At 69.5% G+C, this 13,290-nt stretch carries 11 protein-coding genes; 6 read left to right on the top strand and 5 right to left on the bottom strand.

Annotated elements, in window-relative coordinates; all coding sequences use genetic code 11:
* The first annotated feature begins 12 nt into the window (after window positions 1-12).
* On the top strand, window positions 13-663 hold the full coding sequence (locus ABD401_RS00310) for an NUDIX hydrolase (protein ID WP_344600373.1): 651 nt from the start codon (window positions 13-15) through the stop codon (window positions 661-663).
* The gene (locus ABD401_RS00305) at window positions 660-1,841 is read left to right on the top strand and encodes a MarP family serine protease (protein WP_344600371.1); all 1,182 of its coding nucleotides are present in this window, start codon (window positions 660-662) and stop codon (window positions 1,839-1,841) included. Before ABD401_RS00310 ends, ABD401_RS00305 begins: the two co-directional genes overlap by 4 nt.
* On the opposite strand, the gene ABD401_RS00300 is transcribed toward ABD401_RS00305, so the two are convergent.
* The 3 genes from ABD401_RS00300 to nhaA form a co-directional block, all read right to left on the bottom strand.
* Entirely contained in the window at window positions 1,838-2,758 is a 921-nt protein-coding gene (locus tag ABD401_RS00300) for an alpha/beta fold hydrolase (protein ID WP_344600369.1), read from the bottom strand. The genes ABD401_RS00305 and ABD401_RS00300 overlap by 4 nt on opposite strands.
* Window positions 2,759-3,208, bottom strand: a complete 450-nt coding sequence (locus ABD401_RS00295; protein ID WP_344600367.1) for a phage holin family protein — start codon at window positions 3,206-3,208, stop codon at window positions 2,759-2,761.
* Between the two features lie 66 nt (window positions 3,209-3,274).
* Window positions 3,275-4,567, bottom strand: coding sequence for a Na+/H+ antiporter NhaA (gene nhaA, locus ABD401_RS00290; protein ID WP_344600364.1), 1,293 nt, complete (start codon window positions 4,565-4,567; stop codon window positions 3,275-3,277).
* Between the two features lie 185 nt (window positions 4,568-4,752).
* Here nhaA and ABD401_RS00285 point away from each other — a divergent pair, with 185 nt between their 5' ends.
* On the top strand, window positions 4,753-5,511 hold the full coding sequence (locus ABD401_RS00285; RefSeq protein ID WP_019873964.1) for a hypothetical protein: 759 nt from the start codon (window positions 4,753-4,755) through the stop codon (window positions 5,509-5,511).
* 86 nt (window positions 5,512-5,597) lie between these two features.
* Here ABD401_RS00285 and ABD401_RS00280 read toward each other — a convergent pair whose 3' ends face one another.
* Together ABD401_RS00280 and ABD401_RS00275 are read right to left on the bottom strand one after the other, a co-directional pair.
* Entirely contained in the window at window positions 5,598-6,074 is a 477-nt protein-coding gene (locus tag ABD401_RS00280) for a (2Fe-2S)-binding protein (protein WP_019873963.1), read from the bottom strand.
* Window positions 6,075-6,100: 26 nt separating this feature from the next.
* Window positions 6,101-8,491, bottom strand: a complete 2,391-nt coding sequence (locus ABD401_RS00275) for a molybdopterin cofactor-binding domain-containing protein (protein WP_019873962.1) — start codon at window positions 8,489-8,491, stop codon at window positions 6,101-6,103.
* Window positions 8,492-9,186: 695 nt separating this feature from the next.
* On the opposite strand from ABD401_RS00275, the gene ABD401_RS00270 reads away from it, so the two are divergent.
* The 3 genes from ABD401_RS00270 (at window position 9,187) to acs (ending at window position 13,288) form a co-directional block, all read left to right on the top strand.
* Window positions 9,187-9,540 (top strand): DUF485 domain-containing protein, encoded by a 354-nt coding sequence (locus ABD401_RS00270; RefSeq protein ID WP_344600358.1) that lies wholly within the window; start codon window positions 9,187-9,189, stop codon window positions 9,538-9,540.
* On the top strand, window positions 9,537-11,186 hold the full coding sequence (locus tag ABD401_RS00265; RefSeq protein WP_344600355.1) for a solute symporter family protein: 1,650 nt from the start codon (window positions 9,537-9,539) through the stop codon (window positions 11,184-11,186). Before ABD401_RS00270 ends, ABD401_RS00265 begins: the two co-directional genes overlap by 4 nt.
* A 170-nt stretch (window positions 11,187-11,356) precedes the next feature.
* Window positions 11,357-13,288 (top strand): acetate--CoA ligase, encoded by a 1,932-nt coding sequence (acs, locus tag ABD401_RS00260; RefSeq protein WP_425566026.1) that lies wholly within the window; start codon window positions 11,357-11,359, stop codon window positions 13,286-13,288.
* Window positions 13,289-13,290: the final 2 nt, after the last annotated feature.

The following is a 13,290-nucleotide window of genomic DNA, read 5'->3' as shown; positions in this document are numbered from 1 at the left end:
GAGGGGACGTGGGTGAACAGGGTCGAGCTGCCGCAGTGGTTGGCTCCCCTCGTCGACCTCGCCGGGACGATCCAGCCTGCTGATTTCGGCCCCCTCCTGCCGGCGCAGCCGTCCTCCGGCGAGCGCGCCTCGGCCGTCCTCCTACTCTTCTGGGAGGACACCTCCCAGGGCGTTCCCGGGGACATCCGCATCCTGCTGATCCGGCGCGCGTCCGACATGCGCAACCACGCGGGGCAACCGGCCTTCCCGGGCGGGACGGTCGACCCCACCGACGACGGCCCGGTCGAAGCCGCGCTCCGGGAGGCCGTGGAGGAGACCGGCCTGGATCCGAGCGGTGTCGAGGTGCTCGCGACCCTGCCGGAGCTCTCGCTGGCGGTCAGCGGCTTCGCGGTGACGCCGGTGCTGGCCTGGTGGCGCGAGCCGAGCCCCGTGCGCCCGGTGGACCGCGCCGAGGTGGCCTCGGTCCACCTGGTCCGCGTCGCCGACCTCGTCGACCCCGCGAACCGCCTCACCGTGCGTCACGTCTCGGGCCGGATGTCGCCGGCGTTCGACGTCGACGGCCTGCGGGTCTGGGGCTTCACCGCCTACGTCCTCGACCGGATCCTGCACCTGGCCGGCTGGGAGCGGCCGTGGGATCGGGACCGGGCCGAGGAGATGTCGTGAGCGTGATCGACGTCGTCCTGCTGGTCGCCTGTGTCTCGTTCGCGGCGGCGGGGTATCGGCAGGGGTTCATCATCGGCCTGACGGCGTTCGTCGGGTTCCTGGCCGGCGGCATCCTGGGCGTCTTCCTGGCGCCCGAGATCGTGCAGGTGATCGACGACGAGCTCGGGCAGGCGATCTTCGCCGTCGGCATCGTGCTGACGATGGCGACGGTGGGTCAGTTGATCGGCGCCGCCGCGGGAGCGTATCTGCGCGGCCTGGTGACCTGGCATCCCGCGCATGCGATCGACGCCGGTGCCGGCGCAGTGCTCGGTGTCGTCTCGCTGCTCGTCGTCTCGTGGTTCGTCGGGTCCGCGCTCGCGAGCGCGCCGGTCTCGGACCTGTCGCAGAAGGTGCGTGAGTCCGAGGTCCTCCGGTTCGTCGACAGCTACATGCCCGACAGCGCCGACCGGCTCTACGCCTCACTGGCGCGGGTGCTCGACAAGAACGGCATCACGCAGGTCTTCGGTCCGTTCGACAACGAGAAGATCATCCCGGTCGAGGAGCCGGACTCCGGCCCGCTCGCCGCCCCCGCGATCCGCGCCGTCAAGCGCAGCATCGTCAAGGTCGAGGGCGCTGCGCAGTCCTGCCGCAAGGCACTGGAGGGCACCGGCTTCGTCTACGCGCGCGAGCGCGTCATGACCAACGCCCACGTGGTGGCCGGCGTCGACGCCCCGACCGTCTCCGTCGGTGGCACCGAGACGCGTCTGCAGGGCCGGGTCGTCCTCTTCGACGAGGACCGCGACGTCGCGATCATCTACGTCCCCGGCCTCAACGCCCCGGCGCTGACCTTCGACACCACCGGCAAGCGCCGCGACTCGGCGGTCGTGGCCGGCTTCCCGCTCAACGGCCCGTACCACCTGGAGAAGGCCCGCATCCGCGAGGAGATCAACGCCCGCGGGCCCGACATCTACAACACCGGCGTCGTCGAGCGGAACGTGTTCTCGATCTTCGCCCGCATCGAGCCCGGCAACTCCGGCGGCCCCCTGCTCTCCCCGGACGGCAAGGTCTACGGGCTGATCTTCGCCAAGAGCGTCCAGGACTCGCAGACCGGCTACGCCCTCACCGCGGCCGAGGTCGCGGAGGACGCCCGCAAGGGCGCGGCGACGACCACGAAGGTCTCGACCCGGGACTGCGTCTAGGTCTCCTGCATCCACCGCAGGAGGAGCCGGGTGACCGCCTCCGGGGCCTCCTCGTGGGGGAAGTGCCCGACCTCGGGGACGACCGACCACGAGTACGGCCCGGCGACGTAGCGGCCGGAGCCGGCGGCGGTGCCGGGCCGGACCACCGGGTCCCGGGCCCCGTGCAGGTGCAGCACCGGGCAGGGGATCGGGGTGCGCATCCGCCGGGCGTAGCGGAGCCCGTCGGGGCGGGCGAGGGAGCGGAACGCCCACCGGTGGTACTCCAAGGCGCAGTGCGCGACCGGCTGCACCTGGATCGCCCGCCGGTAGATCCGCTCGGTCTCGGCGTCCGGCCACGCCGGAGCGGCGCCCCAGGCGTGCAGCAGCTCCCCGACCGCGGCGCCGTCGTCGGCGACGAGCTTCCGCTCCGGGATCCAGGGCCGCTGGTAGCCGAGCAGGTAGGACGACGCCGCCACCTGCCGCCGGTCGAGGGCAGCCGCGCGCATGCGGCGGGGGTGCGGGGCCGAGACGGCTGCGAGGCGCCTGACGACCTTGGGCTCGAACACCGCGCTCGTCCAGGCGAGCAACCCGCCCCAGCCGTGACCCACGATCGTCGCCTCGGCCTCCCCGAGGGACTGCACGACACCGGCGACGTCCCCGGTCAGCGTCATGGGGTCGTACCCGCGCGGAGTCTTGTCGCTGCCGCCGTAGCCGCGCAGATCCATCGCGACGGCGCGGTACCCGGCATCGGCGAGCGCGACGAGCTGGTGCCGCCAGGTCCACCAGAACGTGGGGAACCCGTGGAGCAGGAGGACCAGCGGCCCCTCGCCCACCTCAGCGACGTGGAACCGAGCGCCGTTCGCAGCAATCTGACGGTGCGTCCACGGGCCCTCCAGGGCCCAGGCGACGTCGGCCGGACTGCTGCCGTCGCTGCGCACTCACGCGTCCGCGGGCTGTTTCTTGCCCCGGCTCTTCAGCGTCGCGACGGTGTCCTTGATCGTCCGCTGCGTCCGCTCGGGCGGGCCCATCTTCTTCAGCGACTTCAGACCGATCCCGGCCAGAATCCCCGCGAGGAGCAGGTACGCGCCGGCGACGATCAGGTAACAGGCCCACAGGGGGAGCGAGGTCTGGTCCAGGCCGTAGACGGCGCCGAACGAGAGGAAGATGAACCCGAAGAACCCGAACAGGCCGGCCCCGCCGAACATGCCGCCGCCGAGGGCGGCCTTCTTCGCCTCGGCCGCGAGCTCGGCCTTGGCCAGCTCGATCTCACTGCGGACCAGGATCGACGCGTTCTGGCTCGCCGCCGCGACGAGCTCGCCGAGCGACGGCTCCCGCAGCGACCCGTCGCCGGTGGTCGCCGCGGCGGAGCCGTTCCGGATCTCGGCCATGGGGTCCTCCCGAATGCTGGTTCGCCCTACGAGGCGCCACGGTCGCGCTACCGGGCAGCGCGGTGGTCACACAGTCTGCCCGGTTTGTCCGTCGGCACGCTCCCCGCCCCGCCGCCGGACGTGCCGCTCCCGGAACCGCAGCTGCACGACCGCGATCGCGGCGGCCACCAGGGAGGCGGCCAGCACCGCAACCTTGACCGCGGCCGACCGGGTCGGGTCGTCCCCGTAGGCCAGGTCCCCGATCAGCAGGGAGACCGTGAACCCGATGCCCGCCAGCGTCGCCACGGCCGCCACGTCGCTCCAGGCCAGGTCGGGGCTGAGCTGGGCCCGCGTCCAGCGCGCCGCCGCCCACGTCCCGCCCAGGACGCCGAGAAACTTGCCGACGACCAGCCCGACGGCCACGCCGGCCGCCACCGGGTCCTCGGCCGCCGCCCGCAGGTCCCCGCCCGAGACGGCGACCCCCGCCGCGGCGAAGGCGAAGACCGGCAGCACCAGGCCGGCCGAGATCGGCCCCAGCCGGTGCTCCAGCCGCTCCGCGGGCGAGGAGGCCTCGCCCTCGTCCGGCCGGACCCGCGTGAGCAGCCCGAGGGCCACGCCGGCCACCGTCGCGTGCACGCCGCTGTCGTGGACCAGCCACCACACGCCCAGTGCCAGCGGGACGTAGACCCACCAGGCCCGGACCCGACGGCGCTGCAGGACGGCGTAGGCCGCCAGGGCCGCGATCGCGCCGGCGAGGGATCCGAGCTCGATCTGCTCGGTGTAGAAGATCGCGATGATCGTGATCGCCCCGAGGTCGTCGACGACCGCGAGCGTCAGCAAGAACGCCCGCAGGGCGGTCGGGAGCGACGACCCGGCCACCGCGAGCACCGTCAGCGCGAACGCGATGTCCGTCGCGGTCGGGATCGCCCAGCCCTCGCCCGCCCCGGGCTCCCCGAGGCTGACCACCACGTACAGCAGCGCGGGTACGGCCATCCCGCACCCGGCGGCGACCACCGGCAGCAGGGCCGTCGCCGGCGTCCGCAGCTCGCCGACCACGAGTTCGCGCTTGAGCTCCAGGCCGGCCACGAAGAAGAACAGCGCGAGCAGGCCGTCCGACGCCCAGTGGGCCACGGTCAGGTCCAGCCCGATCGAGCTGGGCCCGACGTGGCTGTGGAGCAGCTCGGCGTAGGCGTCGGACCAGGGCGAATTCGCCCAGACCAGGGCGACCACGGCCCCGGCCAGGAGCAGGAACCCACCCACGGTCTCGTCGCGCAGGACGTGCGCCAGGTAGCGGGCCTCGCGGGTCGGCAGGCGGCCGAACAGGACGCGGGACGCAGCGGGGCGGGGCGCGGGCGGCGGCCCGGGCGGGGTGAGAGACAAGGAGACTCCGGGGTCGGGAACACGATCGCCGACCAGACTTCCCGGCACTCCTGATCGATCAGTCTAGGCGTGGCCTCACAATCGTGCTCGACGACCCGATCGGTACGGCCGAGTACCGCCCCGCGTCACCCACCCCACCAGCGCACCGGTTCTTCGTCCACCGGTCCGGAACAAGGAGCACCACCATGGCCCGACCCCGCCGCCGCACGGCCGCCTTCCGGGCGGTCGTGGCCGCGTCGTGCGCGGTCCTCGTCCTGAGCGCCTGCGCGAACGACGACGACGACAACGAGGCGGTCAGCACGCCCGCCGCGACCGCCTCCGCGAGCGCCACTCCCGAGCCCACGCCGTCGGCGTCGGAGGCCGACGTCGAGGCGCTGACCACCCTGACCGTCGAGATCCTCACCACCGACGACCTGAAGCGGAAGTGCGAGGAGCTCGCCACCTCCGGGTTCGTGCTCGCCGTCTTCGGCGGCCAGGAGAGCTGTCAGGAGGAGGACGACGACTCCGACGACGACAACGACCCGACCGGCGCCGAGCTGAGCGACGTCGTCGTCACCGGCGACTCCGCCTCCGCCGTCGTGGCGATCAAGGGCGGCAGCACCGACGGCGCCGAGGGCGCGTGGCGGTTCACCAAGGACGCGACCGGCTGGCGTCTGTCCGAGTGGAGCATCGACTACCTGCGTTCGGTCCTCGCCACCGGGTTCGGGACGAACTACCAGGAGGGCGAGGGCGGCCCGATCGACGACCCCGACGTCCGCAGCTGCTTCGTCGCCAAGCTCCAGTCCCTCGACGACCAGAACTTCCGCACGACGATGTACACCCTCATCGCCGGCCGCGACGACGCCGACCAGTACATCGGCGAGACGCTGATCGCCTGCGGTTACGAGGAGGACGGCGGTTCGTCGGGCAGCGGCAGCGAGACCGCCAGCCCCTCTGGGACCTGACGGGCCGTTAACGGTCACGGCCCCCCGCCCGGCTGAGCCGGACGGGGGGCCGCGCGTGCACCCCCGAGTGGTGCGCGACTAGCTCGTTACATCTTGCTCGCGGCGTACTTCACAGCCTCGCGGATGCGGGGGTAGGTGCCGCAGCGGCAGACGTTGCGCAGCGTGTCGAGGTCGGCCTCGGAGATCTTGCGGCCGGACTTCTTCACACGGTTGATCAGCGCAGTCGCGGCCATGATCTGGCCGGGCTGGCAGTAACCGCACTGGGCGACGTCGTACTTGATCCAGGCTTCCTGGACCGGGTGCAGGCTGCCCTTGGCCGTCTTGGCGAGGCCCTCAATCGTGGTGATCCGGTCGGAGGACTTGATGTCCGAGACCGGAACGGAGCACGGGTTGAAGTGCTTGCCGTTCAGGTGGGAGGTGCAGGCCTGGCACACACGGATACCACAGCCGTACTTCGGGCCGGTCACACCAAGGACGTCACGCAAAACCCACAGCATGCGGACGTTGTTCTCGATGTCAACGCTGACCTTCTTACCGTTCAGGACGAACGAGTGCTTAGGCACGGATCTCTCCTTTCTTCGTAGTCAGGTCAGCGCGCGAACCGACGGCCATTGACGGGCGACTGCGGGATCGGCGGAACCTTGGGCTTGACCACGAACCCGAGGGGGTCGTTGAAGTTGACCGGGTTGATGGTCGGGAGCGTGCCCTTGGCGCGGCCCCACGCGATGGAGGCAGCCGCCTGGCCGGCGGCCACACCGGTCTCGCCGGCGCCACCACCGATCTCACGGTTGTCCGGCATCAGGTGGCACTCGAAGACGTAGGGAACGTTCCACTGCCGGGTGTACCGGTAGTTGTCCCACGACGCCTCGAGCGGCAGGCCGTCCTCGATGTGGCAGCTGGCGGTCAGCGCCTGCGCGATGCCGTCCATGCAGCCACCCATCATGTTGGCCTGGAAGTTGCGCGGGTTGATCACGCGGCCCGCGTCAACGGCCATGATCGCCTTGGTGATACGCGGACCGGTGTAGGCCTCCCGGATCTTCCGGTTGACCATGGCCGGCCGAGCGTCGATCTCCATGAAGCAGGCGACCTTGCACTGGTACTCACTGTGCAGCGCGATGGCCTGGGCAGTGCCCTCCGGCATCGTGCGGCCCCAGTTACCGGCCTCGGCGGCCTTGTCGAGCACCGCACGCCAGCCGTCGTCCTTGGCGAACGCACGACGGAACTCGTAGTCGTCCATGCCAAAGGCGTCAGCCACCTTCGAGACGTGGATCTCGCGGGCGCAGCCGGTGTCCGGCGAGTACACGTTGCGGACCGCGGAGGTCGGCAGCGTGTCGTACGCGAAGATCTCGTTCAGGTAGACGGCCGTGCTGCCGAAGTTGTACGGCACGCTCGTCACGAGCTGGTAGAAGGCCACGGCTATCGAGAGGTTGCCGATCTCCTTGTTGCCGGAGAAGCCAAGACGCGGGTCCTGGGCGGTCGCCGAACCGGAGATGATCTCGCCGAGACCGTGGGTCCAGTCGCAGGCGCTGGAAGCGCTGCTCATGGTGAAGCTGGTGATGCTGTTGCCGTTCTTGGTCATGCGAACCCGGTTGACCATCATCGGGTGCATGCGGCCGTGGCGAGCGTCGTCCGAGCGGTGGTACATGAGCCGGACCGGCTTGCCGAACAGCTTGCTGGCCTCGACGGCCTCGTAGGAGGCGTCCGAGAACAGGTGCCGACCGAAGGAGCCACCCGCGGTGGTGCAGTGCACGACCACGTTGTCCTCGGGGATGTTCAGCATCAGCGCGATGCGCTGGAGGGTGACGATCGGCATGTTGTGAGCGGCCCACACCTCAGCGGTGTCGCCACGCACGTCGGCCACGGCGCAGTTCGTCTCCAGGGGAGAACCGCTGCGGTAGTGGTAGACGTAGTCCTCTTCGATGACCTCGTCCGAGGGGAGGGCCGGGGCGATCGGAAGGAGGACCGAGGCCACCTTGGCGGTGAGCGACTCGTTGTTCTCGTTGTCGATGGTGCCGGCGCCCCACGTGACCTTCAGGGCGCGGATGGCGTCGATGCACTGACCGAACGTGCGCGCACGGACGGCCACACCGCGGGAGATCGCGCCGACGTCGGTGACACCCGGCATCGCCTTGACCTGCTCGAGGTTCTCGATCGACTGCACGGTGCCGTTCAGTGTCGGCGGACGGCAGACCATCGTCGGCATCGCGTTCGGGACCTTGAGGTCCATCGCGAACTGCTTCTTGCCCTGCACGATGTCGAGAGCGTCGACGCGGCCGATGCTCTGACCCATGTACTTGCCGGGCTTGCTCTTGAGCTTGACGTCGAGCGGCTTGGTGACGCGCGACGCGGCGAGCTCGGAGAGGGAGCCGTAGGTGGCCATCTGACCGTCGGGGCCGAACACGGCGCCGTCACGGGTCTTGACCGAGGACACCGGAACGCCCCACTTCTCGGCCGCGGCGGTGGCGAGAGCGGTACGGGCGGTGGCGGCCATGGTCTTCATGGGCATCCACAGCGAGAAGTGCGACGTCGAACCACCGGTCAGCATGTTGAAGACCAGCTCGGGACGGGCGTCCTCGAGGGTGCACACGACGTTCTCGATCGGCATGTCCATCTCGTCGGCAATGACCTGCGCGAACGAGGTGGTGATGCCCTGGCCGGCTTCCTGGCGCGGAATCGCGAAGTGCGCCTTGCCGTCAGGCGTGACGTCGATCTTCAGGTGGTGGTTCGTCGGAAGGCACGAATCCCGGTACGCGTCCAGGAAGTCGTAGTTGTCCGAGAGGGTCGGGTTGCTCGGAATGGGCGATGCACCGGCTGCGTGGGCGGTGCTGGGGGCGGCGGTCTCCCAGGCGACATCAGCGGTGACGGCCAGCGTGGTGCCGGCCAGGACGTATCCGACGAACTGACGACGGGTGGTACCCCTCGGCGTCTCGACGGGTGACTCAGCGATGGCCGCGGAGTCGGGGCTGGGTGTTGGTGACATGAACCGTTCCCTTCACGCCGGCTCGGGGGAGACCGGCATCAGGCTCGTCGCGGTGTACGGGGAGGTTCGCTCCGCCGGGCGACGAGGTGGATAGGAGCGTGCAGCCCTCCGGGCGAAGGGCTTGGTGACGTATCGCTCCGGATGTGTCCGATGTAACAGGGGCTGAACACGGACATGGAACTTCCGGGGCGGGACGCCTCCAACCAGGACGGTTTCTCAGGAAAGTCCGGACGGCAATGTCGGACATTCCTGGCATCGACGAGCGGTAGCTTTTTGCGCCGAACGGGGGGTGTGGCGTTCGTCATTTGTCCGGACGAACAAGTATTGACGATCTTCCCCCCAAAACGTTGGTATCCGAGGGCGATTTCCTCGCATTTGCCAACACGGTGGCCTGGATCACGAGGAGTTGCGGGCGTGACCCAGGTCTCAACCTCGCGACTGCGGCCCGTTGGGCGGTATCTCGACATCGAGAGATATTCCGATCCTTCCTGAGAAAGATCGTCCGCTGGGCGCAAGGAACGTGACCATTCGTCGTAACAGACGGCTCGCCCAACGGGTCCGGAGCGCCGTCTGGCGCACGTATGGGGCGCGCGAACGTTTGGCCGTTGCGACAACGGTCACAGCGTGATGCAGCGCACCTAAGGTGTCGCGCGACCCCGCACGAGTGCGAACAACCGCGACAAAGGGAGTACCCCGTGGCCCAAGTCGATGAGCCGGGCCGGTCGCCGACCGGCATGGACGCCGAACACGAAGCGATCTACAACGATCCCGAGTTCGCCGAACTGAGGCGCAGGTTCAAGCGCCTGGTCTTCCCCCTCGTCCTGGGCTTCATGGCCTGGTACTTCCTCTACGTCATCTGCGCGACCTACGCGCACGGCTTCATGCGGGAAGAGGTGCTCGGCCACATCAACGTCGGGCTGCTCTTCGGCCTGCTGCAGTTCGCGTCGACGTTCGGCATCGCGTATTACTACGCGAAGCGTGCGGAGGTCGAGCTGGACAGCCGCTCGCGCGGTCTGCTGGCCCGCCACACCGGGGGAGGCGCCAAGTGACCGGCACCGAGACGCTGACCGTCAGCCTGTTCGGCGCGGTCGTCGCCCTGACGCTGTACATCACGATGATCGCCTCGCGGCAGAACACCGCGGCCGGCGACTTCTACCACGGTGGCCGCGGGTTCAGCGGCTTCCAGAACGGCCTTGCGATCTCCGGCGACTACATGTCGGCCGCGAGCTTCCTCGGCATCTCCGGCGCCATCGCCCTCAACGGGTACGACGGCTTCCTCTACTCCATCGGCTTCCTCGTCGCGTGGCTGGTCGCCCTGCTGCTCGTCGCCGAGCTGCTGCGGAACACCGGCCGCTACACGATGGCCGACGTCCTCTCCTACCGGATGCGGCAGAAGCCGGTCCGGACGGCGGCGGCCACCTCGACGGTCGTCGTGTCGATCTTCTACCTGCTCGCGCAGATGGCCGGCGCGGGCAAGCTCGTCGCCCTGCTGATCGGCGCCGATTCGGACGCGGCGAAGAACCTGACGATCGTCGCGGTCGGCGCGCTGATGATCGTCTACGTCACCGTTGGCGGCATGCGCGGCACGACGTACGTGCAGATCGTCAAGGCCTGCCTGCTCATGACCGGCACGGTCATCGTCGTCTTCCTGACGCTGCTGAAGTTCGACTTCAACATCTCGCGCATGCTGGCCGAGGCCTCGGAGCGGGACGCGCAGGAGAAGCTGGGTGACGGCTTCAACGCGGCAGCCGCCGAGGTGCGCGAGTTCCTCTACCTCGGTGGTGGTGCGCAGTACGGCCTGACCGGCACGACGAAGATCGACTTCATCTCCCTCGCGCTGGCCCTGGTGCTCGGCACCGCCGGCCTGCCGCACATCCTGATCCGCTTCTACACGGTGCCGACCGCCAAGGACGCGCGTACCTCGGTCCTGTGGGCGATCGGGATCATCGGCTCGTTCTACCTGATGACCCTGGTCCTCGGGTTCGGTGCCGCGGCGCTGCTCGGCCGCAACGCGATCATCGCGGAGGACGCCTCCGGCAACCTGGCCTCGCCACTGCTCGCCGAAGAAGTCGGTGGCGGTGAAGGCAGTGCCGGTGGCGCGATCCTGCTGGCGCTGATCTCCGCGGTCGCCTTCGCGACGATCCTCGCGGTCGTGGCCGGTCTGACCCTGGCGTCGTCGTCGTCGTTCTCGCACGACCTGTACGCCAACGTCATCAAGAGTGGCAACTGCTCCGAGCAGGAGGAGGTCAAGGTCGCCCGGATCTCGGCCTTCGTCATCGGTGGCGTGGCGATCGTGCTCAGTCTGTTCGCGCAAGACCTGAACATCGCGTTCCTCGTCGCCCTGGCCTTCGCGGTCGCGGCGTCGGCGAACCTGCCGTCGATCCTGCTGAACCTGTTCTGGCCCCGCTTCAACACCCGAGGCGCGACCTGGGCGATCTACGGCGGTCTCATCGTGTGCGTCGGCCTGATCATCTTCTCGCCGAACGTCTCCGGTGGCCCGACGGCGCTGTTCAAGGAGCACGACTGGTCGTACTTCCCGCTGAAGAACCCGGGCATCATCTCGATCCCCGCCGGCTTCCTCTTCGGCATTCTCGGCACCCTCACCTCGAAGGAGCCGGAGTCCATCGCGAAGTACCGCAACTTCGAGGTCCGCGCCCTCACCGGCGCCGGTGCCGAGAAGGCGGCTCAGCACTAGGCCTGCCCCGGCGGCCCTCGTGCTTCATCCATCGCGGCTCTCCCGGTGCCCCAACGGCGGGGCACCGGGAGGTCGCGGTCGCCGGCAGCGCCCCGCTGCCGGACCCACAGTTGTGCCCCAAGTACGACCCGGAGGACCCCGACGTGAGCTCAGACGCCCTGTCCAACCTGATGTCCGAGAACCGGCGCTTCGAGCCGCCGGCCGAGTTCGCGGCGGCGGCGAACGCCCAGGCCGACCTGTACGACCACGCGGCCAAGGACCGGCTCGCGTTCTGGGCCGAACAGGCCGACGCCCTGTCCTGGGAGCAGAAGTGGGACACGGTCCTCGACTGGTCCGGCGCCCCGGTCGCGAAGTGGTTCGTCGGGGGCAAGCTCAACGTCGCCTACAACTGCGTGGACCGGCACGTCGAGGCCGGCCACGGCTCGCAGGTCGCCTTCCACTGGGAGGGCGAGCCCGGCGACACCCGCACCATCACCTACTCCGACCTCCAACGTGAGGTCAGCAAGGCTGCGAACGCGCTGATCGCGCTGGGTGTGAAGACCGGCGACCGCGTCTGCATCTACATGCCGATGATCCCGGAGACGGTCGTCGCGATGCTCGCCTGCGCGCGCATCGGCGCCCCGCACTCGGTGGTCTTCGGCGGCTTCTCCGCGGACGCCCTCGCGTCCCGCGTCCAGGACGCCGACGCGCGGGTGATCATCACCGCGGACGGTGGCTACCGGCGCGGGGCCCCGGCCGTGCTGAAGCCGGCCGTGGACGAGGCGGTCGCGAAGTGCCCCGACGTCCGCAACGTCCTCGTGGTCCGGCGGACCGGCCAGGACGTCGCCTGGACCGAGGGTCGCGACGTGTGGTGGCACGACGTCGTCGACAGCGCGTCGGACCAGCACACGCCGGAGGCGTTCGACTCCGAGCACCCGCTGTACCTGCTCTACACGTCCGGCACGACGGGGAAGCCGAAGGGCATCCTCCACACGACGGGCGGCTATCTGACGCAGTGTGCGTACACGCACAAGTACGTCTTCGACATCAAGCCGGAGAGCGACGTCTACTGGTGCACCGCCGACGTCGGCTGGGTGACCGGACACTCCTACATCGTCTACGGGCCGCTCGCGAACCGGGCGACCTCGGTGATGTACGAGGGCACCCCGGACACCCCGCACCAGGGCCGGTGGTGGGAGGTCGCCGAGAAGTACGGGGTCACGATCCTCTACACCGCGCCCACCGCGATCCGGACGTTCATGAAGTGGGGCGACGACATCCCCGCGAAGTTCGACCTGTCGAAGATCCGCCTGCTCGGCTCGGTCGGCGAGAACATCAACCCCGAGGCCTGGATCTGGTACCGCCGCGTCATCGGTGGCGACAAGGCCCCGATCGTCGACACGTGGTGGCAGACCGAGACCGGGGCGATCATGATCAGCCCGCTCCCGGGCGTCACCGCGACGAAGCCGGGTTCGGCCATGCGGCCGCTGCCGGGCATCGGCGCCGACGTCGTCGACGACAACGCCAAGCCGGTCCCCAACGGGCACGGCGGCTACATGGTTCTCACCGAGCCGTGGCCGTCGATGCTGCGCGGCATCTGGGGTGACCCGGAGCGCTTCAAGGAGACGTACTGGTCGCGCTTCGAGGGCCTGTACTTCGCCGGTGACGGCGCGAAGAAGGACGACGACGGTGACGTCTGGCTCCTCGGCCGCGTCGACGACGTCATGAACGTCTCCGGCCACCGCATCTCGACCACCGAGGTCGAGTCGGCCCTGGTCTCCCACGAGAAGGTCGCGGAGGCCGCCGTCGTCGGTGCCACCGACGCCACCACCGGTCAGGGCATCGTCGCCTTCGTCATCCTGCGCAGCAGCGCCGGTGACGGCGGCGCGGACGTGGTCGCCGAGCTCCGGGCCCACGTGGCCAAGGAGATCGGGCCGATCGCGAAGCCGCGGCAGATCATGGTCGTTCCCGAGCTGCCGAAGACGCGGTCCGGAAAGATCATGCGCCGCCTGCTGCGCGACGTGGCCGAGAACCGGGACATCGGCGACGTGACGACCCTCGCCGACTCGTCCGTCATGAATCTGATCTCCGAGAAGCTGCCCAGCGCGGCGAGTGAGGACTGAGC

The organism is Sporichthya brevicatena (genome assembly GCF_039525035.1).
GTDB classification, from domain to species: Bacteria; Actinomycetota; Actinomycetes; order Sporichthyales; family Sporichthyaceae; genus Sporichthya; species Sporichthya brevicatena.
Note: the sequence above shows the minus strand (reverse complement) of the source record. Positions and strands in the feature narration are given on the sequence as shown.

Bases quoted from the DNA above. Each gene is read 5' to 3' on its own strand.
- ABD401_RS00295 (WP_344600367.1), bottom strand. From the start codon at position 3,208: ATGGCCGAGATCCGGAACGGCTCCGCCGCGGCGACCACCGGCGACGGG.
- ABD401_RS00285 (WP_019873964.1), top strand. From the start codon at position 4,753: ATGGCCCGACCCCGCCGCCGCACGGCCGCCTTCCGGGCGGTCGTGGCC.
- ABD401_RS00275 (WP_019873962.1), bottom strand. From the start codon at position 8,491: ATGTCACCAACACCCAGCCCCGACTCCGCGGCCATCGCTGAGTCACCC.
- acs (WP_425566026.1), top strand. From the start codon at position 11,357: ATGTCCGAGAACCGGCGCTTCGAGCCGCCGGCCGAGTTCGCGGCGGCG.